The organism is Bacillus sp. MM09(2025), from assembly GCF_050496725.1.
Classification (GTDB): domain Bacteria; phylum Bacillota; class Bacilli; order Bacillales; family Bacillaceae; genus Bacillus; species Bacillus pumilus.
The window spans coordinates 1306191-1331017 of the sequence record NZ_JBNWEN010000004.1 but is presented as its reverse complement, the minus strand read 5'-3'; the positions used below and the strand labels follow the sequence as shown (position 1 = coordinate 1331017).

Here is a 24827-nt window from a genome sequence, read left to right as displayed (position 1 = left end):
ACGTACATTCACCTACACTTTTCTTAAACGATATATTTATATGAATTGAGCTTTTAGACTTCAATTTCAATCACAAATGAAGCACGTTTTTTGAGCGTGCTTGAGGAAAGAGGAGAGTAATAAACAGATTTAGTTGTGACGACGATGGATTTGGGTGTCCCATGTGATAACGAAATGATTTGTCCTTCTTGTTTTTGAAGAAACTCTTCTACAACAGAAGACGACCTCATTTTGTAATCAACAATTGCGACAATCTCTCGTGTAGAAACAACACAATCATCACCTAAATGAATATACAAGACCCACACCTCATTTATCAGTCAATTACTTTCCCACTGGCTACTCTGAAAATTTCCGCTTCTTTCAAGGTGGCGTGATCGATGCCTTCAACACTTGTTGTGGTGACGAAGGTCTGTACACGTCCCTGAATGGTATGGAGCAAATGAGACTGTCTGTAATCATCAAGTTCAGATAAAACATCATCGAGTAGAAGAATGGGATATTCTCCGATTTCTTCGTGTATCAAGTCGATTTCTGCCAGCTTTAGTGAAAGAGCTGTTGTTCTTTGCTGCCCTTGAGAGCCATATGTCTGAACATCCCGACCATTCACAAAGAAAAGAAGATCATCTCTGTGAGGTCCCCACAACGTCACTCCTCGGTCTATTTCTCTGTCTCTTAGTTTCTGAAACGATTCTTCATAGCTATTCTTTATTTTCGACAAGTCTGACGCTTCTGATACCTCTATCGCCGTTTGGTATTGGAGCGTGAGTGTTTCTAGCTCTCTAGATATGCCAAAATGCAACGGCTGCGCCCATTTTTCGAGCTGTTTCGTAAAAGTCAGTCGTCTTTTGACAACCTTCGCTGCCGCATCAATCAACTGCTCTGTTAAAACCTCCAGCATCGCTTGATCCGTTTGCTTTCTTGTCTGCAGTTGTTTCAAGTAATGATTCCGCTGAGAGAGAATTTTTTGATAGAGCGATAAATCATGCAAGTAGACAGCAGAAACTTGTCCAATCTCCATATCGAGGAATCTTCTGCGGATTTGCGGGCTGCCCTTTACAAGACTTAAGTCCTCTGGTGCAAACATGATGGTGTTTAGCGCACCAACATAATGACTGAGCTTCTGTTGTTCAATGTGATTGACCTTGCCCTTTTTCCCTTTTTTGGAGATCACGAGCTGCATTGGGAGTGGACCATTTTTTTTAATGACTCTACCTTCTATTTTAGCATAGTCTTGGTCCCATCGGATAAGTTCTTTATCATTTGACGTACGATGCGACTTTGCCATCGACAATACATAGATTGCTTCCATCAAGTTCGTTTTACCTTGGGCATTCTCACCGATCATGACATTCACCTTGTTGTCGAATTGAAGCTCGGTGTGTTCATAGTTTCGGTATGAAGTTAACGCCAGACTTTGAATGTACATGCATTGTCACCCGTTTCTAATTCACAACTTGAAATGTGCCATAACCTTCTATCTCGACAACATCTCCTGGGTATAGTTTGCGTCCCCGTCTATTATCTGGCTCTTGATTAATGAACACCTCATGTTCACTTAAAAACCATTTCGCCATTCCGCCAGATTGGATGACTTCGGCTAATTTCAAAAATTGCCCTAATGTAATCATTTCTTTCTCAATGGTTATAGGATTAGGCATTGTATCGACCTCTTTCAATATCACTAATATCTAATTGTACTAAAAAACAAGACAAGAAGGAAAGGGGGGAAAGCGAACTGTGATGAAAGAAAGCATGGTAAACGAGAAGAAAAGCTGCTGTGCACTCACACAGCAGCTATTTTAGATTGAATTAATATGTTCTGACTGGAAGAATCAACTGCAAGATTGAATCATCATTTGGTGTGCGCAACAGGAACGGTCTCATGGCACCAGTGAAACTTACATGAATTTCTGTTCCCTCTAATACTTTTAACGCATCTAGCATATATTTTGGACTAAAGGAGATTTTGAGGTCCTCCCCTTTAATATCATCTGCTTGAACCGTTTCGACTACTTTACCAATTTCAGGTGAATTAGAAGAAATCTCAAGGCTTTGTTCAGGATCAGCTGACAGCTTTACAACATTATTACGTCCCTCTCTTGCCAAAAGTGATGCACGATCAATAGCTTGAAGGAATTCCTTCGTATTGACCACAACATCTGTTTTACTTTCCTGCGGGATCAGGCGAGCTGTATCTGGATAATTACCATCCAGCAATCTTGAGAAGAACAACACGTTTTGTGCTTTAAAGAGAACTTGCGTTTCTGTAATCACGATGCTCACAAGATCTTGTCCGTCATCAAGGATTCTACTTAGTTCTGTTAAGCTCTTCCCTGGAATGACGACATTGTATGAGCTTTCCTCGTCAATATCCAGCTTCGCTTTTCTTAAAGCAAGACGGTGACTATCCGTCGCTGTGCATATTAATTCACCTTTTTCCACCTTCCAGTTTACACCTGTCAAGATAGGACGTGTTTCTGAGGTGGACACTGCAAAAACGGTTTGACGAATTAAGTTTTTAAGTAGATCTGTCGGAATTTGAAATGCATGATGCTCTTCGATTTGCGGAAGATGTGGATATTCCTCAGCATCTAGACCGTTTAAGTTAAATTCCGCTGAACCAGAACGGATGATGGTGAGGTGATTTTGTTCTACTTCAATTTCGACAGTAGCCATTGGCAGTTTCTTCACAATTTCACTAAAGAAGCGGGCCTGAAGCACAATACTCCCTGGACGATCAATCGTGATTACTTCTAAATCTCCATCTCTTTGAGGAATAAAGGATTCAATTGAGATATCAGAGTCGCTTCCTGTGAGAGAAACCCCCTCATCAGATGCAACAATTTTGATCCCTGTCAAAATAGGGATCGTTGTTCTAGAGGATACGGCCTTTAATACATCTTGGACACTTTCGACAAGACGATCTTTTTGAATCGTGAATTTCATAGTGGTCCTCCTAAATTTTCTTAATGACATGTATATATATTTTATTAATAAAAATCGTAGAAGTAATAGTAGGGCTTGTGAATATGTGGATAAGTCGGTAAAAAGAAAGGAAAGACAGCCTATCCACATGTGGACAGACTGTGTATGACTATGTTCTAGTTATTCACATTTTCCCGTACTTATTATATCAGCCAGGTTATTTTAATTGTTCTTTGATTTCTTTCACATGCTGCTGAAGCTGTTCATCCTCAACCATTAATTTCGAAATCTTCTCATGAGCATGAATGACAGTCGTATGATCACGACCTCCAAATTCTTCTCCTATTTTAGGCAGAGAGGAATCGGTCATTTCTCTAGAGAGATACATGGCAATTTGTCTTGGATAAGCAACTGACTTTGTACGTTTCTTCGCTTTGAAATCCTCTAAACGAATATTAAATTGCTGCCCTACAATTCTTTGAATATCTTTAATTGTAATGACCCTTGGCTTCGATGAAGGAATGATGTCCTTTAGCGCCTCAGCTGCTAGATCCGCATTGATGTCTTTATTAATTAAAGAAGAGTAAGCAACGACACGAATCAACGCACCCTCCAGTTCACGAATGTTGCTGTCGATTTGATTGGCAATATAAAGCATGACTTCATTCGGAATGTCTAAGCCCTCTGCTTTTGCCTTTTTTCGTAAAATCGCAATACGCGTTTCTAAATCTGGCGGGGTAATGTCTGTGATTAGGCCCCATTCAAATCGAGAGCGTAATCTGTCTTCAAGTGTCGGAATTTCTTTCGGCGGCCGGTCACTAGAAATGACGATTTGCTTACTTTCTTCGTGAAGTGTGTTGAATGTATGGAAAAACTCTTCTTGTGTTTGTTCTTTTCCTGCTAAAAATTGAATATCATCTATCAAAAGCACATCGACATTCCGATAGCGATTACGGAAATCGACAGCTTTGTTGTCTCGAATTGAGTTGATAAATTCATTTGTAAATTTTTCAGATGATAGATAGACCACTTTGGCTGATGGATTATGGTCGATGACATAATGACCAATCGCATGCATCAAGTGAGTCTTTCCTAAACCAACGCCCCCATAAATAAAGAGCGGATTATATGCTTTTGCTGGTGCTTCCGCAACAGCAAGTGAAGCGGCATGCGCAAATCGGTTGCCTGAACCAATAACAAAAGTATCAAATGTATATTTTGGATTCAGCATATTTTGTGGAATATCGACGGGATCTTCTTTAGATATTTTTTTAATTGGAGACTTTGGCATAGCTTCCACTTCATCTTGATTTTGAGGAATAATAAATTTAATGCTGAGCTCTTCACCTGTCAGTTCGTAGATGGTATCAGCAATTAAGTGGAGATATCTTGATTCCAACCAGTCTCTAGCAAATTCATTAGGTGCCGTAATTGTGAGCGTATCACCTTGAAGAGAATGGGCTTTTGTCGATTTCATCCATGTCTCAAAACTAGGTTTACTCAACTTTGTCTCTATTTTTTGAAGTGCTTTATTCCACAGATCCAAAATATTTTCCATAAGGCTTCTCCCCCCTCCTTTTCTTTTTAAAATGACCAGTATCAAACTGTTATAGAACACGAAAAAGAGCAAATGGTCATTACCATTCGTGCACATACATTGTTGAAAACAAATAATATAGTAGAAAAACGTCTTTTCGACAAATTACACAGTCTGTGGATAAACAATTCAACAAGCTGTGTAATATCTTTCCACAGGTTGTCCACAGTTTGTGGATAACATAAATAGGTCAGATAATTAATTAAGAGTTAAAACACAAATATAATATCAAAATAAACACGATGGCGCAATGGGTGTCACAAACTTATCCACACACTTTACATCCTGTTGAAAATTAATTATCCACACCGGTTATTTGTGTGAAAAAAATGTCGATAATGAATGTGGATAGTCTAAATATGCCGGAAAAATATCCACACCCTTGTTTTGGAGGCCTTTTAGGAGGAAAAAGAGAATAAAATGTTAGAAACTAAAAAAGAAGGTTTCTTCGTTTGATAAATTATGTTATGCTTATAAGGTTGATAATAAGAGTTTTATCGTTGATATTGACAATCGATGGGTTACACAAATATAATGAGTTAGACTGTCTTAAACAGCTATTCCTCAGGGAGGTGTCATAAATGAAAAGAACGTTTCAACCAAATAACCGTAAGCGTAGTAAAGTTCATGGCTTCCGCAGCCGTATGAGTTCTAAGAACGGACGTCTAGTTTTAAAGCGACGCCGCAGCAAAGGTAGAAAAAAATTATCAGCTTAGGCCACTGAATAATGTCAGTGGTCTTTTTTACATAAAATCGTAAATGAACTGTCAGTTTTTATCGGAGTGGAAGAAAACATGAAGAAGCGAAACAGGCTAAAAAAAAATGAAGAGTTTCAAAAAGTGTTTAAAAAAGGTCAATCAATGGCGAATCGTCAATTCGTTATTTACCAGCTGGATCAACCAAATCAAGATGAACTGCGTTTAGGATTGTCTGTCAGTAAGAAGATAGGTAATGCAGTGATGAGAAATCGAATTAAACGACTGATCCGCCAGGTGTTTTTAGAGGAAGGTCATAAGTTAAAGCAAGAAAAAGACTACATTGTCATTGCAAGAAAACCAGCAAGTGAATTGACCTTTGAAGAAACAAAGAAGTCTCTCCAACATTTATTTAGAAAATCCGCTGTTTATCAACAACAACCGAAAAAGTCTTCGTAATAGAAACTTTCGTTGAATCAATTTTTAAAAGCGCTTCCTTCATCTAGTGAATTAAAATGAAACCACCACTTTGTAATGAAAAAATGTTACCATACTGATTAGGTGAGTCACTTTCGTAATCAATTCCAACTTAAATAAAGTTTGAAGTAATGGGAGGAATCTTGTTGAAAAGGCGATTATTACTAATATTTAGCTTGATTGGCGCATTGGTTCTATTGGCAGGATGTACACAAATTAATGAACCAATCACATCAGATAGTAAGGGATTCTGGAACTCTTATATTGTTTATCCGCTATCTCAATTAATCACGTACATGGCAAATTTGACTGGTGAAAACTACGGGGTTGCGATCATTATTGTGACACTGTTAATCCGCTTGCTCATTTTACCATTAATGATTAAGCAGTTAAGAAGTACAAAAGCAATGCAAGCATTGCAGCCTGAATTGAAAAAGCTTCGTGAAAAATATAGCTCTAAAGATCAAAAAACTCAGCAGCAGCTACAGCAGGAAACAATGGCCCTTTTCCAAAAAAATGGTGTCAATCCATTAGCTGGCTGTTTCCCGATTTTAATTCAGATGCCAATCCTAATCGGTTTTTATCATGCGATTATGAGAACAGCAGAAATTAAAAAGCATACATTCTTATGGTTTGACTTAGGCAGTCCAGATCCATTGTTCCTATTACCGATCATTGCGGGGGTAGCTACTTTCATTCAGCAAAAACTGATGATGGCTGGAAATCCTTCGGACAACCCTCAGATGGCGATCATGTTATGGGTTATGCCGATTATGATCATTGTATTTGCTATTAGTTTCCCAGCAGCACTTTCATTGTACTGGGTTGTAGGTAACATTTTCATGATCATCCAAACATTAGTGATTAAAACTCCTCAAGTAAAATTAGATACAAAAGAAAAAGCTGGCGGGAATAAAAAATGAAGGAAATAACTGCTGTCGGTCGCACAATCGAAGAAGCAGTAGATTCCGGACTTAAGCAAATTCAGCTTCTAAAAGAAGAAGTAGATATCACAATTGTGGATGAAGGAAATAAAGGGTTCTTAGGATTATTTGGCAAAAGACAAGCTGTAGTCAAGTTGATAGAAAAGAGAAATGCTCTTAAATTAGCTACACAGTATTTAGATAATATTGTTAAATCAATTGATCCTAAAGCGAAAATTATTTCCAAACAGGAACCGAAAAAGATTTCTTTCCACATTGATGGAGATAAAACGTCATTAATGATTGGAAAAAGAGGACAAACTTTGTACTCTTTAGAAACGTTGGTACAGCTAGTGTTTAATCGCTATTCTGATCAGTATCATCATATTACCATCGATATTGGAGATTATAGGAAGAAGCGACAAGAAGCACTTGAACAATATGCCGTCAAGATGGCAAACAAAGTTTTAAAAACGAAGAGAAAGGTTCATTTAGAACCAATGCCTTCGAACGAACGAAAAGTAATTCATGATACGATTGCTACTTTTTCTAAAGAACTAGCAACGGCATCGGAAGATACAGGCAGTAAGCGTCATGTAGTGGTGCTGTATAAAAAATAACAGAAAGACTAGAATTCAGCAAAGCTGGATTTTAGTCTTTTTTTATTGAAAAATTGTGTTTCTATAGAAGATTCATCCTTTATTTCTAAAAAGTTAGGATGTAATTCGAGTGGAAAATGTCATTTTTACAAGTAAACAAAGGTATCGGGGCGTTTAAATTTATTGTGTTTCGGTGTAAGATGTGAAGATAAGTTTAGAACGTCGTTATTCACATGTGGATAAGTTAAGTGTTAAAATAGATAGGATGCAAAGTTGTGGATAATTAGATAGAGGATACTTTCACTTCGCTTTCATTTATGGTATCTTTAAATTTTGGATTAAGCGTTTTTGATATAGAGATGGACAACGTCCATTTAATAGATAAAAGACTGTCTATTAAAGTAGAGAAAGAGGTGATTGAGCGATGGATACAATTGCAGCCATTTCGACACCGATGGGTGAAGGAGCAATTGCGATTATTCGTTTAAGTGGGCCTGAGGCGGTACAGATCGCTGATCGGATGTATAAAGGGCCTAAGGAGAAAAAACTTGTATCAGTGGATTCTCATACCATTCATTATGGTCATATCGTGGATGCAAGGACTGATCAAGTAATAGAAGAGGTCATGGTGTCAGTACTTCGAGCGCCAAAAACATTTACGAGAGAAGACGTTATTGAGATTAACTGCCATGGCGGAATTGTAACGGTCAATAAAGTATTGCAGCTTGCTTTAAGAGAAGGAGCAAGATTAGCGGAGCCAGGTGAGTTCACAAAGCGTGCTTTCTTAAATGGAAGAATAGATCTATCGCAAGCAGAGGCTGTCATGGACTTGATTCGGGCAAAGACGGATCGAGCGATGAATGTAGCAATTACTCAAATGGAGGGACGTCTCTCCGGTTTGGTTCAGCGACTGCGCGGCGAGATCCTAGAAACACTGGCGCATATTGAAGTCAATATTGACTACCCTGAGTATGACGATGTGGAAGAAATGACACACCGCGTCTTAGTGGAAAAAGCGACATCGGTCAAAAAAGAAATTGAGTCGCTTCTCTCGACTTCACAGCAAGGGAAAATCCTTCGAGAGGGCTTATCCACTGTCATTATAGGAAGGCCGAATGTTGGCAAGTCTTCCTTGCTGAATAGCCTTGTACAGGAAACAAAGGCCATTGTCACAGATATTCCTGGAACTACGAGAGATGTTATTGAGGAATATGTGAATGTAAGAGGTGTACCTCTCCGTCTAGTCGATACTGCGGGTATACGTGAGACAGAGGACATTGTTGAGCGTATAGGGGTTGAACGATCTAGACAGGTCTTAAAAGAAGCTGACCTGATTTTACTTGTGCTCAATTATAGCGAAGAATTATCAGAAGAAGATATTAAGCTTTTTGAGGCTGTCTCAGGTATGGATATTATCGTGATTGTGAATAAGACAGACCTTGAGCCTAAGCTTGATGTAGAAAAGGTCAAGCAGTTAGCAAAGGATCGTCCGGTGGTCACTACATCATTATTACAAGAAAAGGGCATTGATGAGCTTGAAATGGCGATTCAATCTTTGTTCTTCACTGGATCAATTGAAAGTGGAGATTTAACGTATGTAAGTAATACAAGGCATATTGCCTTACTTCAGGCAGCAAAACAATCAATTGAGGATGCTCTTGAAGGAATTGAAATGGACGTACCAATCGACATTGTTCAAATAGATTTAACACGCTGCTGGGAACAGCTCGGTGAAATTATAGGAGATGCTGTTCATGAAAGCTTGATTGATCAGTTATTCTCTCAATTCTGTTTAGGAAAGTAAAGGGAGGAACATAAGAAATGGGTTATGAAGCTGGCAATTATGACGTCATCGTCGTGGGTGCCGGTCATGCTGGGGTTGAGGCTGCTCTTGCTTCTGCAAGACAGGGCGCTAAAACACTTGTATTGACTATCAACCTCGATATGGTTGCTTTTATGCCATGTAATCCGTCCGTAGGCGGTCCTGCAAAAGGGATTGTCGTTAGAGAAATTGATGCATTGGGCGGAGAAATGGCACGAAATATAGATAAAACGCATATTCAAATGCGCATGCTGAATACGGGGAAAGGACCTGCTGTTCGTGCTTTAAGAGCGCAAGCAGACAAGTTCCAATATCAGCATGAAATGAAAAAAACAATGGAAAATGAACCGAACCTGACAATGCTTCAAGGTATGGTGGATCATTTAATTGTAGAAGATGATGAATGTAAAGGTGTCGTTACACAAACAGGGGCTAACTATCGTGCGAAGTCAGTTGTATTAACGACTGGGACTTTCTTAAAAGGCCGCATTATTTTAGGGGATCTATCGTATTCAAGTGGTCCTAATAATCAGCAGCCATCCATCAAATTATCGGATCACCTAGCAGAGTTAGGATTCGATTTGGTTCGCTTTAAAACAGGAACACCTCCTCGAGTGAATAGTCACTCGATTGATTATAGTAAAACAGAAATTCAACCAGGTGATGACGTTCCGCGGGCGTTCTCCTATGAAACGGTTGAATATATAACAGACCAACTGCCATGCTGGTTAACATATACGAGTTTAGAAACACATCAAATTATTGATGAGAATCTTCACCGTTCTCCAATGTATTCAGGTATGATTAAAGGAACTGGTCCTAGATACTGTCCTTCCATTGAAGATAAAGTGGTTCGTTTCAATGACAAACCGAGACATCAAATTTTCTTAGAGCCAGAAGGTCGTAATACGCAGGAAGTGTATGTTCAAGGATTATCTACAAGTCTTCCAGAGGATGTACAGCAGCGCATGCTTTCTACCATCCCAGGGCTCGAAAATGTACAAATGATGAGAGCGGGTTATGCCATTGAGTATGATGCAATTGTGCCTACTCAGTTGTGGCCTACACTCGAGACGAAGAAAATTTCTGGATTATATACAGCTGGCCAAATTAATGGTACGTCTGGCTACGAGGAAGCAGCAGGTCAAGGCATTATGGCAGGTATTAATGCAGGAAGAAAAGCATTGGGTAAAGAAGAAGTCATTTTAAGCCGATCTGATGCATATATCGGTGTTCTCATTGATGATCTTGTCACAAAGGGAACAAATGAACCTTACCGTCTTTTAACATCCCGTGCAGAATATCGTTTGCTTCTTCGTCATGACAATGCGGATTTAAGATTAACTGAACTTGGTTATCATATTGGATTAATATCTCAAGAAAGATTCCAAGCATTCCAGCAGAAAAAAGAAGCCATTGAAGCAGAGAAAAAACGTCTATATTCAGTCATCATCAAACCTACAGCTGAGACACAAGAATTTATTCGTTCACTTGGTGGAAGTGAGCTGAAGGACGGTATTCGTGCAAGTGATTTAATGAAGCGTCCAGAAATGAACTATGAATCAGTTGTGAAGTTAGCTCCTGCTGAAACACCGCTTCCTTCTGATGTGTGTGAGCAGGTAGAGATTCAAATTAAATACGAAGGTTATATCGAAAAGTCACTCCAACAAGTTGAAAAGCTGAAAAAGATGGAGAACAAAAAGATTCCTGATCGTATTGATTATGATGCCATCAAAGGAATTGCAACTGAAGCGAAACAAAAACTGAAAGAAGTCCGACCGCTTTCTGTTGCACAGGCTTCTCGTATTTCAGGCGTTAACCCTGCTGATATTTCTATCCTATTAGTATATTTAGAGCAGGGACGTATTGCGAAGATAGCAGAATAGAAAGGATGTCGGCATGAACATTGAACAATTTACAGCAGCACTAGAGGAGAAAGGGATAACTCTTTCTCCTGTGCAGCTTGAACAATTTGAAACTTACTTCCGCATGCTTGTAGAATGGAACGAGAAAATGAATTTGACGTCCATTACTGAAAAGGAAGAAGTGTATTTAAAGCATTTTTATGATTCCATTTCCGCATCATTTTTCATTGATTTTCACAAAGTGACGACGATTTGCGATATTGGAGCTGGTGCTGGTTTCCCAAGCATTCCTCTTAAAATTTGCTTCCCTCATCTACATGTGACCATTGTTGATTCTCTTCAGAAACGAATTACGTTTCTTAATGAGTTAGCAAAAGGGTTAAACTTACAAGATACTACTTTTTATCATGATCGTGCGGAGACGTTTGGACAACGTAAGGAAAAGCGTGAAAGCTATGATCTTGTCACTGCTAGAGCAGTTGCGCGTTTATCCGTCTTGAGCGAACTATGTCTGCCCCTTGTAAAAAAGGAAGGGTTGTTTGTGGCATTAAAAGCATCTGCTGCTGATGAAGAAATGCAAGCAGGAAAGAAAGCCGTTACTGTCCTCGGAGGAGAGGTTGTTGAAAAGCATTCCTTTGTTCTTCCTTTAGAAGAAAGCGAACGGAACATCATTGTCATTGAAAAGAAAAAGCAAACACCAAAAAAATATCCTAGAAAACCAGGAACACCTAATAAATCACCAATAGAAGGTTGATCATGTAAAAGGTCGGTTTTTCTTCAATATTTAAGATTTTACAGAAGGAAAAAACATGAGAAAATAGAATTATAAAAAGGTAGTTTTTAAAGGTGGTGTAGGTTCATGAAGCATTCACTCTCACGCTTCTTCGGGCTTGGTGACAAAGAACATCCTGAGCGTGAAACCGAAATAGAGGCAGAGATTGCTGAGCATGATACATTAAAGGAAGAGATACAGGAGCTCCCGGTCGACACAATTATGCCAAACCGTTTTCAGCCACGCACCATTTTTTCAGAAGAAAAGATACATGAGCTGGCCACGACGATTCATACCCATGGCATTATTCAACCTATTGTTGTCAGACCGACAGAAGAAGAAGGAAAATATGAACTGATCGCCGGCGAAAGACGTTGGAGAGCGGTACAGACTCTTCATTGGGAGAAAATCCCCGCTATTATAAAAGATTTTACTGATACGGAAACGGCATCTGTGGCATTGATTGAAAATTTGCAAAGAGAAGAGCTGTCTGCTATTGAAGAGGCTCATGCCTATGCACGTCTTTTAGAGCTTCATGATTTAACACAGGAAGCGCTTGCTCAGCGTTTAGGTAAGGGACAATCAACTGTTGCAAACAAATTAAGACTTTTAAAGTTGCCTGAAGAGGTACAACAGGCCATTTTAGAGAAAAAAATCTCTGAAAGGCATGCACGTTCACTTGTACCCCTAAAGCTTCCAGAATTACAAATCGCGCTATTGCAGGAAATCATCGAAAAGCAGCTGAATGTAAAACAGACTGAAGAGCGTGTAGTGAAAATGCTTGAACAAAAAACAGATCGCAAACCGAAGCCAAAACGTAAGGCGTTTAGTCGTGATACACGAATTGCGATGAATACCATTCGTCAGTCTCTCCATATGGTAGAAGACAGCGGGCTTAAAATAAATACCGAGGAAGAGGAATTTGAGGAATATATCCAATTAACAATTCGCATTCCTAAATAGAAAAAAGCTGATGAGAGCCACTCGTCAGCTTTTTTTGTTGACTCTACATTATATTTACTTATTAATCATAAATTGGTAAAATGTGATTTTCATAGAAGAAAGGAGGTGACACAACTAGATGAAAATGAAAAAGATGAATTTTGTTATTATTTGTTATTTACTATTTTCTTTTTTTCTTTTTACAAATGAAACAACCACCTTTGCTGTGAATTCGCCAACCGTTCCTGCAGAAGAAAGTCCACTGACCAAAAAAGAACTGAACGTCCTGAAGAAACAAGGTGCAGTTTCGAAAGAGATCACTTTAGATCAATTAAATCATGATCATGAGTCTCAGGATGACACAATTGACTTGATTTCAGCTGGCGATCATTTGAAGGATTATGGCTTACAACAAAACAAGCAGGATGAGTTTGTGACGGATGAAAAGCCGCACACCATCAAGCGCCTTTTAGGAAAGCCGTATCCTGGTACCGATATTTTGCCTAAAAAAGGGGATATATTGGTGACAAATACTGATGCTTTGAAGGGAATCGTTGGACATGCAGGTATCGTCATTAATGAGAAAAGCTTTGCTTCTATTCCCGGGTTTCGACAGCATCCTCAGATTGATTCCATTCTTAACTGGTTTCGCTATAATGCCAATACAAAGGTCATTCGTATTAATCAAGAAGACACAGCAGACCTGGCAGGAGAATGGGCACGCGATTATGTGAAAGCTCATCCAAAGGCTCGATACTCCATCACCATGTCAATTCAATCACTGGACCCGACTTATTGTTCAAAGATTGTGTGGCAGGCCTATGCTAAAACAGGAGATGCTGTAGGACATGCGACATTTACCATTAAGACCCCCTATGGATTCTTAAAAAAAAGAAGCTATAAAACGGTGACCCCTAAGATTATTGTGAACGAAGGCCGTACAATTGGCGGATTACATTTTTGACAAGTGCCCCTCACTTTTGATGGAAGTGAGGGTTTTTTATGCACATCTTTTTTGAAAAAAGATATATTGATATATTTTTCAATGCGTTTAGGTTCGTCTTTTCATGTACGAAAATAGACATTTGCTGACGAATATATAATGGAGAAACAAAAAAAGCAAACGTTTCATACTTTTTTTGATAGAATAGGAAGTATGAATGAATGAGAAACTTGTTAAGTTGAAAGTGGGTGACATCGTGGGAAAAATCATAGCGATTACCAACCAGAAGGGCGGCGTTGGGAAGACGACAACTTCTGTTAATTTGAGTGCGTGTTTAGCATACATAGGTAAACGAGTGTTGTTAGTTGATATTGATCCGCAGGGCAATGCCACGAGTGGTATTGGGATTGAGAAGGCCGACGTAGAGAAGTGCGTGTACGATATTTTAGTTGATGATGCAGATGTTCTTGATGTAATTAAGACGACAGAGGTCGAAAATCTTGATGTCATTCCTGCGACGATACAGCTTGCAGGGGCTGAAATAGAGCTTGTGCCTACGATTTCACGTGAAGTGAGATTGAAGAGAGCACTTGAATCTGTTAAGCAAAATTATGATTATATGATTATTGACTGCCCGCCATCACTCGGATTACTGACGATTAATGCGTTAACAGCATCCGATTCCGTTTTAATCCCGGTACAGTGCGAATATTATGCGCTTGAAGGATTGAGCCAATTGTTAAACACCGTTCGTCTCGTGCAGAAGCATTTAAATACGGATCTTGCCATTGAAGGTGTCTTGCTGACAATGCTTGATGCACGAACAAATCTTGGGATTCAAGTCATCGAAGAAGTGAAGAAATACTTTAGAGATAAAGTCTATCAGACCGTGATTCCGCGCAATGTGAGACTGAGTGAAGCGCCTAGTCATGGGAAACCGATTATCTTGTATGATCCACGTTCAAGAGGTGCAGATGTCTATTTAGACTTAGCAAAGGAAGTGGATGCGAATGGCTAAAGGTCTTGGAAAGGGTATTAATGCATTATTTAACACTGTAGACTCAAATGAAGAAACGGTTGAAGAAATCAAAATAAAGGAATTGCGTCCGAACCCATATCAGCCAAGGAAAACGTTTGATGAAGATGCATTGTCTGATCTCAAAGAATCCATTCAGCAGCACGGTGTTTTACAGCCGATCATTGTCCGTAAATCGATTAAAGGATATGACATTGTAGCAGGTGAACGTCGTTTCCGTGCAGCACAGGAAGCTGGTCTGACAACGATTCCTGCGATCGTCAGAGAATTTTCAGAAACGCTCATGAGAGAGATTGCCCTTTTAGAAAACCTGCAACGCGAGGATTTATCTCCATTGGAAGAAGCGGAAGCCTATGCTTCTTTGCTAGATCACCTAAGTGTGACGCAAGAGGAATTAGCTAAGCGATTAGGGAAGAGCAGACCGCATATTGCGAACCATCTCCGTCTTTTGACTTTACCGGATGAAGTACAAAAGCTGATTGCAGATGGAACGTTATCGATGGGGCATGGAAGAACATTGCTTAGCTTGAAAAATAAAAATAAGCTGGCGCCATTGGTAAAGAAAATCGTGGACGAGGGGTTAAACGTACGTCAGGTTGAGAAACTTGTTCAGCAGTTAAACGAAAATGTTCCACGTGAAACAAAGAAAAAAGAAGCACCAAAGGATCGAGTGTTGAAAGAAAGAGAGTCTTTCTTACAAAACTACTTTGGCACTTCAGTGACGATCAAGAAACAGAAGAAAAAAGGAAAAATAGAGATTGAATTTCTCTCCAACGAAGATTTAGAAAGAATCCTTGAATTGCTTTCTACGAGAGAAGCATCAGAGTGACCATCTTGATACGAGATGGTCTTTTTTATATTCTCCCAGTGATATTTTGAATAGGTGCGAAAAGAGAACGGTTTTTTTCTCTCGTCCAATCCATTTGATCAATATGAGATAGACTTTCAGAAAGTGTATTGGCCATAGACATGACAAGATGAAGGCGTGTGTTTTGAAGAACGAAGTATTCCATAAAGCCGCTCACATTGACGATCCCATTAATATGAATATCTCCTACTTCTGGCAGCTCCTTTTGTACACCCGCTCCAGGCTTTAACGGTCCATCTCCAATTTGGAAGGAGCCTACACTTTTCACTCTTCCTAAACAGGCATCAATCGCTACAATAAACGGATGTTTATGAGCTTGTTCAATTTCAGCGAGCTTTTCTTTTAAATTGACCGCATGAACTGGATCAGAGAGCGTTCCATATACATGAAGCTTTTTCAAATCAAGACCTGAAAGCTTTGTACCAACAAGTGGACCTAGAGAGTCGCCAGTTGAGCGGTCTGTTCCAATACAAACGATGGCGACGGGTCTTTTCCCTGCTTTCTGAAGATGCGAGAATAAAATACTTTTAAGCTGTTGAATGGCGTTTGTATCCGTATGGGACACGTATTCTTTCACCCTATTTCTAAAAAAAAGACCGTTCTTGCTATTCATAGGTCTCACTTCCTTGTCATAGTAGTTAGTAACAGTATACGGAAACAAGCTTAATTCTATACCTATGAGGTGATGATTGTGTGGAAGGCTGGTTCAAGGTGGACGCTTTTAATTTTAGGAAGCTTAATAGGAGCGGGGTATGCTTCCGGCCAAGAAATTTGGCAGTTTTTTGGCATTGATAGTGGACTAGCCATTCTACTGTTTACATTGATGTTCATGCTGTCTACCTATGTGGTGTTAAAAATCAGTTATGAGGTACGTGCCGATCACTTTGTGCCAGTGTTAGAGCGACTTGTCGGTCCATGGCTGGCTAAAGTGTATGACGTTTTAATTGTCCTTTATTTATTCACGACAACGACAGTCATGATTGCCGGTGGCGGAGTGACGCTCGAGATGTATCATGTGCCATTTTGGGTGGGTATCGGTGCATTTTGTTTATTTTCATTTATGATTTTTTTCTGGGATGTGAAAGGGCTCTTATCTGTGAATGCTTTCATTATACCAATTTTGGTGGCGGGGCTCATCTATGCGTTTGTTTTTTATTATATGAACCATGATCATATGTGGCGGATCGATTTTGGGCAGCAGTATAATTGGCCTGCCAGCATTGTCTTTGCTTCTTTGAATATCTTATCTGTGGTCGCAGTGCTGTCTTCGGTTGGAAAAGAAATGAAGGGCCTTGGCGAGGCCAAAGTGGCGAGTATATTAAGTGGCCTGATTTTTGGGGTCATCTCGTACGTGTATAACGAAATACTGGTTGATATTTCTGGGAGCCTATCAGCAGAAGGCATTCCTTTGTTTACAGTATTAGAAGGAGCGCCGACATCATTGTTTGTGTTTATGACTGTTGTCCTTTGTCTAGCCATTTATACGACGACAGCGGCAGGTTTATTTGGTTTATCGAGCCGAATGCTCTCTTTTGTACCATTGCCCCGCTGGCTGGTTGTGCTCGTGATGCTTCTGTTGATGGCACCTTTGACATCTCTTGGGTTTGCCGATTTAATTGCTTTCTTATATCCGATATATAGCTTGCTGAATCTTTATTTGCTTGTGTGTTTAATGCTATATCCGATTTTAAGTAAAAAGATATTTTCTCGCCCTAAAAATTATATTGATAAAATAAAATAAGCACCTCTCTTTGTCAGAGCTGTGCTTATTTTATCCGAATAGAGTCAATGGCGTCTTTGATATCATCATAGACTGGCATTTGCTTGAGACGCTGAAGGCGTTCCTCTAATTCTGAAATGGCTTGTCCTTTTAAATGCTGGGAGATGTGTTGTTTGACAATGGTCGTCTGATTGATCATGTCTTCGGTTTTAGACAATTGATACTCCAAGTGCACACGAGTGTTTGCTAATTCGTCATGCAGCCGCATTTTGAGCAGCCGTTTTAGATCCTTTCGCTGTCCTTCTCTTCGTATGGCCTGAATTGCGGCTATTTCTTCTGGGGACTGCGTTTGTGTTTGTGGTGCCGATTGATTTTCAAATACAGACATAGATCGGCGGGCACTCACATTTTGCAAGAAACGCTGGGCGTCACTAGGAGGTTTATTTTGATTGATCATGCGGCGACTCCTTTCTTAATAAATACCCATTTGCATCGCAAGGCGCCTATCTGCCTTGGCGTAATCATCACCCATTGTGTACATATGTCTTGAAAGGGTAGAAAGTTCTTGTTCGTAATCTCTCAAGGTGTATAGGGCATTCAGTTGTTTTTCATGTGAATAAAAGGAGGAATGATGTTGTTCCATCCTGACTTCTTCTATCAGTGCTTCCACATCACTTGGACTTAATAAATCATAGTGGCCAAAGCCTACGAGTCCTTTGAGCTCTTGTTTTACATGCTGGACGGCGTCTTTTACACTTTCATCGATCCCATCGATTTTATCAAATATAGTGTGTACTTCATGTTCAATCACACTTTGGAGATCGTAGGATGAATTTTTCAGTAAATGGGATTTTATGATAATTTCTAGACCACTTTGTGCATATGCACGTCCAGAATGGATTTCTTGCAACAGCATAGCTGTAAAACTTGTATTATGATCAAGCTGTTGATCTAAAATTCGGGCAGATCCATCTTTGTGGAATGAATACCCATTTCCTTTTAAGCTCCCAGAAATAAGCGCTAAAAAAGCATTTGTATCAAAGGATTCGTTCCATTCTATATTCATAGACGCAAAAGCTGATTTTAAAAAGGTGTCAATTTCTCTTTGTTTATATTTAACAGGTTCTTGGACATCGCCTTGCTGCTGTGGCGGCACGGTGTACTTCACTTGACCAACTCCATGATCATGACGATTGAGTAAACCTACATAATGACTAGGTTGAATATATTCAGTCAAGATCCGTGTATATTGACCTTGCTGCGCTTTCTGCTGAATCGAAGGCGCCAGACTGCTCCATATATTGGGGCTATCAAAGGTGACGGCTTTTTTGACAGCTGGCTGTTCTGTTGCAACATAAGCACAAACAGCACCGGCAAGGGCTTGTCCAGTGAGATAGATACCTGCATTGGGATGCTTCTGACTGACTTGCTCTATGTATTCCTTCCCTTTAAAAAAGACATGATCTTGATTGACATCAAGGGACTTCCTTTCAATGGGATAGGCATAATCCGTTTTAAGCAATGACTGTGCCGCGGTGTGTACATCTTGTGGCGAGGTCACCGGCATTTGCTTTGGCATCGGACAGTGAAAAGCGACGATGAACTCATCTGATTGTTCCGGCTGCATCGTTAAACCATATAATTGATGATCGACCTTGAGAAAATCATGGACAGTGAGCATTTGCTGACCTATTTCTATCGTATGGTGCTGCTGGTAATTATCTATGTCTCCAGCATGATCGGATATGATTTTATATTCTTTATCAGTTAATCTATCCTTTCGATTGACCATCGTACCTGCTCCCTCACATAACATTTATGCAGATATCATAAATCAAAAAATATGGAAAAACCACAGCGTTCTACCAATAAAAACCTTTTGACCTACAGTGTTTGTGACAATATTGAAAAAAAGCGGAGTTTAAGTAACTATTGGTCACAAATGAAATGATCTAAAAGAAGGGTTTTTTCAAAAAAAGAAAAGGAGGAACGATTGAAAGAGGGCATTTGTTTTGTGCATTGCTCTTCATCGCCGTTTTTTTGTACAATAGATTCAATGAAGTGAGCAAGAGAGGTGAAAGCTGATGGCAGACAAAGCGTTTGGGTTGCATGACGTCGTTGAAATGAAAAAACCCCATCCATGTGGTGTCAATCGGTGGAAAGTGATTCGGTTGGGCATGGATATTCGCATTAAATGTGAAGGCTGCGGGCATAGCGTCATGATCCCAAGAAGAGACTTTGAACGAAAAATGAAGAAAATTCTCGTCAAGCATGAGGAGCCAACTGCTTAAGTAGGCCTCATGCTTTTTTGATGAAATTCGTCTTTTGTATAGAAGAATTAGATGCAAATTCCCGTTTTAAAGCATTGATTTATTCTTTTTGGCAATCTTTCTTCTATTGATAATGCATAACGGTTAGCTTGTCTTTTCATGTAAACCTACTTATAATTGCTCTAGGTTCATATTACGCAGTATAACGAGCACGTTTGATATAGAGGAGATGAAAGAATGGCTTTAACAGCTGGTATTGTTGGCTTACCTAACGTCGGGAAGTCAACGCTATTTAATGCAATTACACAGGCTGGAGCGGAGTCTGCTAACTATCCGTTTTGTACCATTGATCCAAACGTTGGAATTGTAGAAGTTCCAGACGAACGTTTGCAAAAACTAACAGAATTGGTGCAGCCGAAAAAGACAGTTCCGACTGCTTTTGAATTCACTGATATTGCCGGTATTGTCAAAGGGGCTTCAAAAGGTGAAGGTTTAGGGAATAAATTCCTTTCTCACATTCGTCAAGTAGATGCGATCTGTCACGTGGTGAGAGCTTTTGCAGATGATAACATCACACACGTATCAGGTAAGGTTGACCCTGTGTCAGATATCGAAACCATTAATTTAGAGTTGATTTTGGCTGATTTAGAAACAGTTGAAAAACGTTTAGCTCGTGTCAGTAAGCTTGCAAAACAAAAGGATAAGGAAGCGGTAGCTGAATTTGATATTTTGTCGAAGCTAATGTACGCATTTGAAGCTGGGAAATCGGCAAGATCTGTAGAATTTACTGATGAGCAGCAGAAGCTTGTGAAACAGCTTCATTTACTCACATCTAAACCTGTTCTTTATGTAGCAAATGTGAGTGAGGATGAAGTAGCAGATCATGACGGCAACGAATATGTGCAGCAAATCCGTGAGTTTGCTTCTGGTGAAAATGCTGAAGTCATCGTCGTTTGTGCGAAGATCGAGTCTGAAATTGCAGAGCTTGAAGGAGAAGAGAAGCAGATGTTCCTTGAAGAGCTTGGCATCAAAGAGTCAGGTCTAGATCAGCTGATTCAAGCATCTTATTCACTTCTTGGTTTAGCTACTTATTTCACAGCAGGTGAGCAGGAAGTACGCGCTTGGACGTTTAAAAAGGGAATGAAGGCACCGGAATGTGCTGGAATCATTCATACGGACTTTGAACGTGGGTTTATTCGTGCTGAAACGGTTGCATATGAAGATTTACTTGCTGGTGGAAGTATGTCTGCTGCAAAAGAGGCTGGAAAAGTCCGTCTAGAAGGTAAAGAATATATAGTGAAAGATGGAGACGTCATTCATTTCCGTTTTAATGTATAGGTTCTTGTCATAGGCCAAGTAATTTGTTATAATATACAATTGTGAGTAATATAATTTATTGCTCCTTGCCCGTATAGGGCCGCTTAGACCAAAAGGAGGTGCAATCAGATGAGAAAGTACGAAGTTATGTACATCATCCGCCCAACAGTTGACGATGAGGCTAAAAAAGCAGTTATCGAGCGTTTCAATAACGTGTTAACTTCTAACGGTGCGGAGATCACTGGAACAAAGGATTGGGGTAAACGTCGTCTTGCATACGAAATCAACGATTTCCGTGAAGGCTTCTACCAAATCGTAAACGTTCAATCTGACGCTGCAGCAGTTCAAGAATTTGACCGCTTAGCTAAGATCAGTGACGATATCATTCGCCACATTGTTGTTAAAGAAGAAGTATAAATCATTGAAATATATATTTAAAGGTGGTCTTTCAATATGCTAAACCGTGTTGTATTGGTCGGAAGACTAACAAAAGACCCTGAGCTTCGCTACACGCCTAATGGTGCGGCTGTAGCCACGTTTACTCTAGCTGTGAATCGTACGTTTACGAATCAATCTGGAGAGCGTGAAGCCGATTTCATTAACTGTGTTACTTGGAGAAGACAAGCCGAGAACGTGGCTAATTTCTTGAAAAAAGGAAGTCTTGCCGGTGTAGACGGTCGTTTGCAGACAAGAAACTATGAAAATCAGCAAGGACAGCGTGTCTTCGTGACAGAGGTTCAAGCTGAAAGTGTTCAATTTCTTGAGCCTAAGAGCGGCGGTGCTGGTTCAGGTGGATACAGCGGCGGTGGTAATAGCGGAGGCCAGTATTATGGCGGTAGCCAAAACGATCAGAATCCATTTGGAAATGAACCAAGTCAAAATCCTTATGGCAATCAAAGCAACCAACAAAATCGTAATCAGGGAAATAGCTTCAATGATGACCCATTTGCGAATGACGGTAAACCGATTGACATCTCCGATGATGATTTGCCATTCTAATTGATCTGAAAAAACTAATGACTAAAGGAAAGGTGTGAAAACAAATGGCAGGTGGACGCAGAGGCGGTCGTGCGAAACGTCGTAAAGTATGTTTCTTTACTTCTAACGGTATCACGCACATCGATTACAAAGATGTTGATCTTCTTAGAAAGTTTGTTTCTGAGCGTGGTAAAATTTTACCTCGTCGTGTAACAGGAACTAGCGCTAAGTATCAACGTAAATTGACATTAGCGATTAAAAAATCACGTCAAATGGCATTACTTCCATACGTTACTGGTGAGTAAGTCGTTGACTTAAAAGCGGAGAGCCTCGAGCTCTCCGCTTTTTTTATTGTCTCAAGAAGATCCCATCCGAACTGACTAGAGCTGTTTTTGGCGGGCACCTTAGGGGAAGTATGTAAAAGAGAGTAAAAGTGACAGTTTGTTCTATACAAATATGGGGTCGATCTGTCATATTGGTAGTCTAGAAAATAATTGCAGTCAGGGCGTGGGAAGATGATTGAATTTAGGAAGGTTTCGATGCAATTTTCAGATGAGCGTTATGCCGTTGAATCCGTTGATTTAGAGATTCAAAAGGGTGAGTTTTTTGTGTTCATTGGACCTAGTGGGAGCGGGAAAACGACGACATTGAAAATGATCAATCGTCTCATTTCTTCTACAGAAGGTGAGATTTACATAAAGGGTCAAAAAATAAATGATTATGATCTGTATGAGCTGCGCTGGGATATTGGGTATGTTCTGCAGCAAATTGCTCTTTTTCCTCATATGACCATTGAAGAAAATATCGCTGTAGTACCAGAGCTCAAACAATGGAGCCGTAATGAGATCAATAAGCGAGTGGATGAATTGATGCAGATGGTTGGGCTTGACCCTGCTATGTATCGACATCGAAAGCCGTCAGAGCTATCTGGTGGACAGCAGCAGCGTGTCGGTGTGGCACGTGCACTTGCAGCTGATCCTGAGATTGTCCTAATGGATGAACCCTTTAGTGCGTTAGATCCATTAACAAGGGAGAAATTGCAGGATGATCTGCTTGATTTGCAGCGCCGTATTCAAAAGACCATTGTCTTCGTGACACATGATATGCAGGAGGCGATGAGGCTTGGTGATCGAATTTGTATCATGAAGGAAGGGAAAGTGGTGCAGATTGGTCGTCCAGAGGAATTGGTTCAACACCCAGTCAATGCTTTTGTTCGGGAGTTTGTCTCCGGGGCTGCTCGCCATGCGGGGCATCATGCGTTTGAGCTTGAAGTCTTGGCTAGACCAATGGCTCACGAGGCTCTTTTAGGCTATGAAGTGATCACAGCACATGCCACGCTGGATGAGGTCTTATCCCAATTGGCAAAGCATGAGGAATTGGCTGTGGAAAAGGATGGGGAGCGAATTGGACTAGTGAATCGTCAAGCTGTGATTCAGTTTTTAGCTGATTCACCTAGTGAGAGGGGCGAGTCACATGAATGATTGGATCAATGTGTTATTGGACCGAAAAGAACAATTGGGTCACGCCTTACTTGAGCATATTCAAATTTCGTTTATTGCTTTATTTTTAGCCATTTTGATTGCCATTCCCTTAGGTATCTATTTAACGAGGGTGCCAAAGCTTGCAGAGTGGGTGATTGGGGTGACGGCGGTCTTGCAAACAATCCCGTCACTTGCGCTGCTTGGCCTGCTGATTCCTCTCGTTGGGATTGGGCAAGTGCCTGCGATTATTGCGCTTGTCGTTTATGCACTACTCCCTATTTTAAGAAATACATATACAGGTATTCAGGAAGTCGATCCTTCCCTGAGAGAAGCGGCGCTTGCCATGGGAATGAATCATCGTAAACGGTTATTAAAGGTGGAACTGCCTCTGGCCATGCCAGTTATCATGGCAGGTATCCGAACCGGGATGGTTCTCATTGTGGGAACTGCCACTCTTGCCGCACTGATCGGAGCTGGGGGATTAGGAAGTCTGATTTTGCTGGGAATTGACCGAAATGATATGTCACTCATTGTCATTGGCGCTATACCAGCAGCCTTACTCGCACTCTTATTTGATGTGGTGCTGCGTACGTTTGAGAAAATTTCTTTTAAAAAGACTGTGATTTCTGTGACGGTTTTTGCTGTGATTGCAGGAGCTATTGTCGCGGGCCCAGCACTGTTTCAACAAGAAAAAAAAGAAATCACCATCGGTGGAAAGCTAGGATCAGAGCCTGAAATTCTGATCTCGATGTATAAGCTTTTGATTGAACAGGATACGGATATTCAAGTCAATCTTAAGCCTGGTCTTGGCAAGACGTCTTTTGTTTTTCAAGCTTTACGTTCTGGTGATATTGACATTTATCCTGAGTTTACGGGTACTGCAATTTCTGAGTTCCTCAAACAAACAGCGAAAAGCACAGATAAAGAAAAAGTATATGAGCAAGCGCAGCGCGGTTTGGAATCATCCTTTCAGCTCCGCCTTCTTGAGCCGATGGCTTACAACAATACGTACGCTTTAGCCGTGCCTCAGTCGCTGGCTGATCAATATGATGTATCCAATATTTCTGATCTAGCTAAAATCAAGAATCGCATAAAGGCTGGATTCACCTTAGAATTTTCTGATCGACAGGACGGGTATCGAGGTATTCAAAAGACCTATCAATTTTCCTTTGATGATGTAGTGACGATGGAACCGAAGCTTCGGTATCGAGCGATTCAAAAAGGAGATATCAATTTAGTCGATGCGTATTCGACAGACAGTGAATTGAGGCAATACAAATTAAAGGTGCTTGATGATGATCAGCATGTTTTCCCGCCATATCAAGGAGCACCGCTGTTAAGGCAGGAGACATTAACGGAGTACCCTGAGATTGAGGCTTCTCTCAATAAGCTCGGTGGTCAAATCACAGACGATGAGATGAGAGAAATGAATTATGAAGTGAATGTGAAAGGTAAGGATGCATTTCAGGTAGCGAAAGCCTATTTAAAAAAGAAAAAATTACTGCGATAATCATGGAAGAGCAGGTCTGTTATGTAAAAGCAGATCTGCTTTTTTAAAAGGAAAAACAAAAATCGTTGACTTTTATTTAAAAAC

At 40.2% G+C, this 24827-nt stretch carries 27 protein-coding genes; 19 read left to right on the top strand and 8 right to left on the bottom strand.

All coding sequences use genetic code 11. The features are described 5' to 3' along the window. Positions 1–53: 53 nt before the first annotated feature. The 5 genes from remB to dnaA all read right to left on the bottom strand — a co-directional run bounded on the left by remB (position 54) and on the right by dnaA (position 4486). Entirely contained in the window at positions 54–299 is a 246-nt protein-coding gene (remB, locus tag ACQYAC_RS13110) for an extracellular matrix regulator RemB (protein WP_061406453.1), read from the bottom strand. Positions 300–316: 17 nt separating this feature from the next. After that, a complete protein-coding gene (gene recF / locus ACQYAC_RS13105) occupies positions 317–1429 on the bottom strand; it encodes a DNA replication/repair protein RecF (RefSeq protein WP_061406450.1) in 1113 nt (370 codons plus the stop codon). 16 nt (positions 1430–1445) lie between these two features. Beyond that, positions 1446–1661, bottom strand: a complete 216-nt coding sequence (yaaA, locus tag ACQYAC_RS13100; RefSeq protein WP_041815077.1) for a S4 domain-containing protein YaaA — start codon at positions 1659–1661, stop codon at positions 1446–1448. 151 nt (positions 1662–1812) lie between these two features. Beyond that, positions 1813–2949: a DNA polymerase III subunit beta gene (gene dnaN, locus ACQYAC_RS13095; RefSeq protein WP_041815072.1), complete on the bottom strand. Its 1137-nt coding sequence runs from the start codon at positions 2947–2949 to the stop codon at positions 1813–1815. A 196-nt stretch (positions 2950–3145) separates the two neighbouring features. Then, a complete protein-coding gene (dnaA, locus tag ACQYAC_RS13090) occupies positions 3146–4486 on the bottom strand; it encodes a chromosomal replication initiator protein DnaA (RefSeq protein WP_058013178.1) in 1341 nt (446 codons plus the stop codon). 620 nt (positions 4487–5106) lie between these two features. Here dnaA and rpmH point away from each other — a divergent pair. From rpmH to ACQYAC_RS13035, 11 genes are all read left to right on the top strand, one after another. Then, positions 5107–5241, top strand: coding sequence for a 50S ribosomal protein L34 (rpmH, locus tag ACQYAC_RS13085; protein ID WP_008360908.1), 135 nt, complete (start codon positions 5107–5109; stop codon positions 5239–5241). Positions 5242–5319: 78 nt separating this feature from the next. Beyond that, complete coding sequence (gene rnpA / locus ACQYAC_RS13080; protein ID WP_003214983.1) at positions 5320–5679, top strand: ribonuclease P protein component; 360 nt, start codon at positions 5320–5322, stop codon at positions 5677–5679. 158 nt (positions 5680–5837) lie between these two features. Beyond that, positions 5838–6620 carry a YidC family membrane integrase SpoIIIJ gene (gene spoIIIJ, locus ACQYAC_RS13075; protein ID WP_095117972.1) on the top strand — a complete coding sequence of 261 codons (783 nt, stop codon included), beginning with the start codon at positions 5838–5840 and terminating at the stop codon, positions 6618–6620. Further along, positions 6617–7240 (top strand): RNA-binding cell elongation regulator Jag/EloR, encoded by a 624-nt coding sequence (jag, locus tag ACQYAC_RS13070; protein ID WP_169056125.1) that lies wholly within the window; start codon positions 6617–6619, stop codon positions 7238–7240. Before spoIIIJ ends, jag begins: the two co-directional genes overlap by 4 nt. 403 nt (positions 7241–7643) lie before the next feature. Further along, positions 7644–9023, top strand: a complete 1380-nt coding sequence (gene mnmE, locus ACQYAC_RS13065; RefSeq protein WP_044139031.1) for a tRNA uridine-5-carboxymethylaminomethyl(34) synthesis GTPase MnmE — start codon at positions 7644–7646, stop codon at positions 9021–9023. Positions 9024–9040: 17 nt separating this feature from the next. Continuing rightward, entirely contained in the window at positions 9041–10927 is a 1887-nt protein-coding gene (gene mnmG, locus ACQYAC_RS13060; RefSeq protein ID WP_058013181.1) for a tRNA uridine-5-carboxymethylaminomethyl(34) synthesis enzyme MnmG, read from the top strand. Between the two features lie 13 nt (positions 10928–10940). Further along, positions 10941–11660 carry a 16S rRNA (guanine(527)-N(7))-methyltransferase RsmG gene (rsmG, locus tag ACQYAC_RS13055; RefSeq protein ID WP_012011919.1) on the top strand — a complete coding sequence of 240 codons (720 nt, stop codon included), beginning with the start codon at positions 10941–10943 and terminating at the stop codon, positions 11658–11660. 105 nt (positions 11661–11765) lie between these two features. After that, complete coding sequence (gene noc, locus ACQYAC_RS13050; RefSeq protein WP_003214896.1) at positions 11766–12641, top strand: nucleoid occlusion protein; 876 nt, start codon at positions 11766–11768, stop codon at positions 12639–12641. 118 nt (positions 12642–12759) lie between these two features. After that, on the top strand, positions 12760–13584 hold the full coding sequence (locus ACQYAC_RS13045; RefSeq protein ID WP_058013183.1) for an orthopoxovirus pf05708 family protein: 825 nt from the start codon (positions 12760–12762) through the stop codon (positions 13582–13584). Between the two features lie 235 nt (positions 13585–13819). Next, complete coding sequence (gene soj / locus ACQYAC_RS13040) at positions 13820–14581, top strand: sporulation initiation inhibitor protein Soj (RefSeq protein ID WP_034620351.1); 762 nt, start codon at positions 13820–13822, stop codon at positions 14579–14581. Next, entirely contained in the window at positions 14574–15428 is an 855-nt protein-coding gene (locus ACQYAC_RS13035; RefSeq protein WP_429943454.1) for a ParB/RepB/Spo0J family partition protein, read from the top strand. Before soj ends, ACQYAC_RS13035 begins: the two co-directional genes overlap by 8 nt. Positions 15429–15453: 25 nt before the next feature. Here the strand turns inward: ACQYAC_RS13035 and yyaC are convergent, their stop codons facing one another. Next, positions 15454–16080, bottom strand: coding sequence for a spore protease YyaC (gene yyaC, locus ACQYAC_RS13030; RefSeq protein WP_034660655.1), 627 nt, complete (start codon positions 16078–16080; stop codon positions 15454–15456). 72 nt (positions 16081–16152) lie between these two features. Between yyaC and ACQYAC_RS13025 the strand changes: the two genes are divergently transcribed. After that, entirely contained in the window at positions 16153–17208 is a 1056-nt protein-coding gene (locus tag ACQYAC_RS13025) for a YkvI family membrane protein (protein ID WP_081042246.1), read from the top strand. 25 nt (positions 17209–17233) lie between these two features. On the opposite strand, the gene ACQYAC_RS13020 is transcribed toward ACQYAC_RS13025, so the two are convergent. Beyond that, on the bottom strand, positions 17234–17644 hold the full coding sequence (locus ACQYAC_RS13020) for a hypothetical protein (protein ID WP_044139037.1): 411 nt from the start codon (positions 17642–17644) through the stop codon (positions 17234–17236). A gap of 15 nt (positions 17645–17659) precedes the next feature. Further along, on the bottom strand, positions 17660–18979 hold the full coding sequence (locus ACQYAC_RS13015) for a hydrolase (RefSeq protein WP_429943453.1): 1320 nt from the start codon (positions 18977–18979) through the stop codon (positions 17660–17662). A gap of 292 nt (positions 18980–19271) precedes the next feature. Here ACQYAC_RS13015 and ACQYAC_RS13010 point away from each other — a divergent pair, with 292 nt between their 5' ends. From ACQYAC_RS13010 to ACQYAC_RS12980, 7 genes are all read left to right on the top strand, one after another. Next, positions 19272–19478 (top strand): DUF951 domain-containing protein, encoded by a 207-nt coding sequence (locus ACQYAC_RS13010; protein ID WP_012011910.1) that lies wholly within the window; start codon positions 19272–19274, stop codon positions 19476–19478. A 216-nt stretch (positions 19479–19694) separates the two neighbouring features. Continuing rightward, complete coding sequence (gene ychF / locus ACQYAC_RS13005; protein WP_429943452.1) at positions 19695–20795, top strand: redox-regulated ATPase YchF; 1101 nt, start codon at positions 19695–19697, stop codon at positions 20793–20795. Between the two features lie 108 nt (positions 20796–20903). Beyond that, positions 20904–21191 carry a 30S ribosomal protein S6 gene (gene rpsF / locus ACQYAC_RS13000; protein ID WP_003215073.1) on the top strand — a complete coding sequence of 96 codons (288 nt, stop codon included), beginning with the start codon at positions 20904–20906 and terminating at the stop codon, positions 21189–21191. Positions 21192–21227: 36 nt separating this feature from the next. Beyond that, on the top strand, positions 21228–21773 hold the full coding sequence (ssbA, locus tag ACQYAC_RS12995; protein WP_003215157.1) for a single-stranded DNA-binding protein SsbA: 546 nt from the start codon (positions 21228–21230) through the stop codon (positions 21771–21773). A gap of 44 nt (positions 21774–21817) precedes the next feature. Next, positions 21818–22057 (top strand): 30S ribosomal protein S18, encoded by a 240-nt coding sequence (gene rpsR / locus ACQYAC_RS12990; protein WP_008347556.1) that lies wholly within the window; start codon positions 21818–21820, stop codon positions 22055–22057. A gap of 210 nt (positions 22058–22267) precedes the next feature. Then, entirely contained in the window at positions 22268–23233 is a 966-nt protein-coding gene (locus tag ACQYAC_RS12985; protein WP_429943451.1) for an ABC transporter ATP-binding protein, read from the top strand. Further along, a complete protein-coding gene (locus ACQYAC_RS12980) occupies positions 23226–24743 on the top strand; it encodes an ABC transporter permease/substrate-binding protein (RefSeq protein ID WP_061410193.1) in 1518 nt (505 codons plus the stop codon). Before ACQYAC_RS12985 ends, ACQYAC_RS12980 begins: the two co-directional genes overlap by 8 nt. Positions 24744–24827 lie beyond the last annotated feature (84 nt).

Excerpts from the sequence above, each read along its gene's own strand:
- ACQYAC_RS13015 (WP_429943453.1), bottom strand. The coding sequence starts at position 18,979 with ATGGTCAATCGAAAGGATAGATTAACTGATAAAGAATATAAAATCATA.
- ACQYAC_RS13025 (WP_081042246.1), top strand. The coding sequence starts at position 16,153 with ATGATTGTGTGGAAGGCTGGTTCAAGGTGGACGCTTTTAATTTTAGGA.
- jag (WP_169056125.1), top strand. The coding sequence starts at position 6,617 with ATGAAGGAAATAACTGCTGTCGGTCGCACAATCGAAGAAGCAGTAGAT.
- ACQYAC_RS12980 (WP_061410193.1), top strand. The coding sequence starts at position 23,226 with ATGAATGATTGGATCAATGTGTTATTGGACCGAAAAGAACAATTGGGT.
- ACQYAC_RS13035 (WP_429943454.1), top strand. The coding sequence starts at position 14,574 with ATGGCTAAAGGTCTTGGAAAGGGTATTAATGCATTATTTAACACTGTA.
- recF (WP_061406450.1), bottom strand. The coding sequence starts at position 1,429 with ATGTACATTCAAAGTCTGGCGTTAACTTCATACCGAAACTATGAACAC.
- ACQYAC_RS13045 (WP_058013183.1), top strand. The coding sequence starts at position 12,760 with ATGAAAATGAAAAAGATGAATTTTGTTATTATTTGTTATTTACTATTT.
- rnpA (WP_003214983.1), top strand. The coding sequence starts at position 5,320 with ATGAAGAAGCGAAACAGGCTAAAAAAAAATGAAGAGTTTCAAAAAGTG.
- ychF (WP_429943452.1), top strand. The coding sequence starts at position 19,695 with ATGGCTTTAACAGCTGGTATTGTTGGCTTACCTAACGTCGGGAAGTCA.
- ACQYAC_RS13020 (WP_044139037.1), bottom strand. The coding sequence starts at position 17,644 with ATGATCAATCAAAATAAACCTCCTAGTGACGCCCAGCGTTTCTTGCAA.
- rpsF (WP_003215073.1), top strand. The coding sequence starts at position 20,904 with ATGAGAAAGTACGAAGTTATGTACATCATCCGCCCAACAGTTGACGAT.
- yyaC (WP_034660655.1), bottom strand. The coding sequence starts at position 16,080 with ATGAATAGCAAGAACGGTCTTTTTTTTAGAAATAGGGTGAAAGAATAC.
- ssbA (WP_003215157.1), top strand. The coding sequence starts at position 21,228 with ATGCTAAACCGTGTTGTATTGGTCGGAAGACTAACAAAAGACCCTGAG.
- ACQYAC_RS12985 (WP_429943451.1), top strand. The coding sequence starts at position 22,268 with ATGATTGAATTTAGGAAGGTTTCGATGCAATTTTCAGATGAGCGTTAT.
- rsmG (WP_012011919.1), top strand. The coding sequence starts at position 10,941 with ATGAACATTGAACAATTTACAGCAGCACTAGAGGAGAAAGGGATAACT.
- mnmE (WP_044139031.1), top strand. The coding sequence starts at position 7,644 with ATGGATACAATTGCAGCCATTTCGACACCGATGGGTGAAGGAGCAATT.
- rpmH (WP_008360908.1), top strand. The coding sequence starts at position 5,107 with ATGAAAAGAACGTTTCAACCAAATAACCGTAAGCGTAGTAAAGTTCAT.
- rpsR (WP_008347556.1), top strand. The coding sequence starts at position 21,818 with ATGGCAGGTGGACGCAGAGGCGGTCGTGCGAAACGTCGTAAAGTATGT.
- dnaN (WP_041815072.1), bottom strand. The coding sequence starts at position 2,949 with ATGAAATTCACGATTCAAAAAGATCGTCTTGTCGAAAGTGTCCAAGAT.
- dnaA (WP_058013178.1), bottom strand. The coding sequence starts at position 4,486 with ATGGAAAATATTTTGGATCTGTGGAATAAAGCACTTCAAAAAATAGAG.
- ACQYAC_RS13010 (WP_012011910.1), top strand. The coding sequence starts at position 19,272 with ATGGCAGACAAAGCGTTTGGGTTGCATGACGTCGTTGAAATGAAAAAA.
- noc (WP_003214896.1), top strand. The coding sequence starts at position 11,766 with ATGAAGCATTCACTCTCACGCTTCTTCGGGCTTGGTGACAAAGAACAT.
- mnmG (WP_058013181.1), top strand. The coding sequence starts at position 9,041 with ATGGGTTATGAAGCTGGCAATTATGACGTCATCGTCGTGGGTGCCGGT.
- yaaA (WP_041815077.1), bottom strand. The coding sequence starts at position 1,661 with ATGCCTAATCCTATAACCATTGAGAAAGAAATGATTACATTAGGGCAA.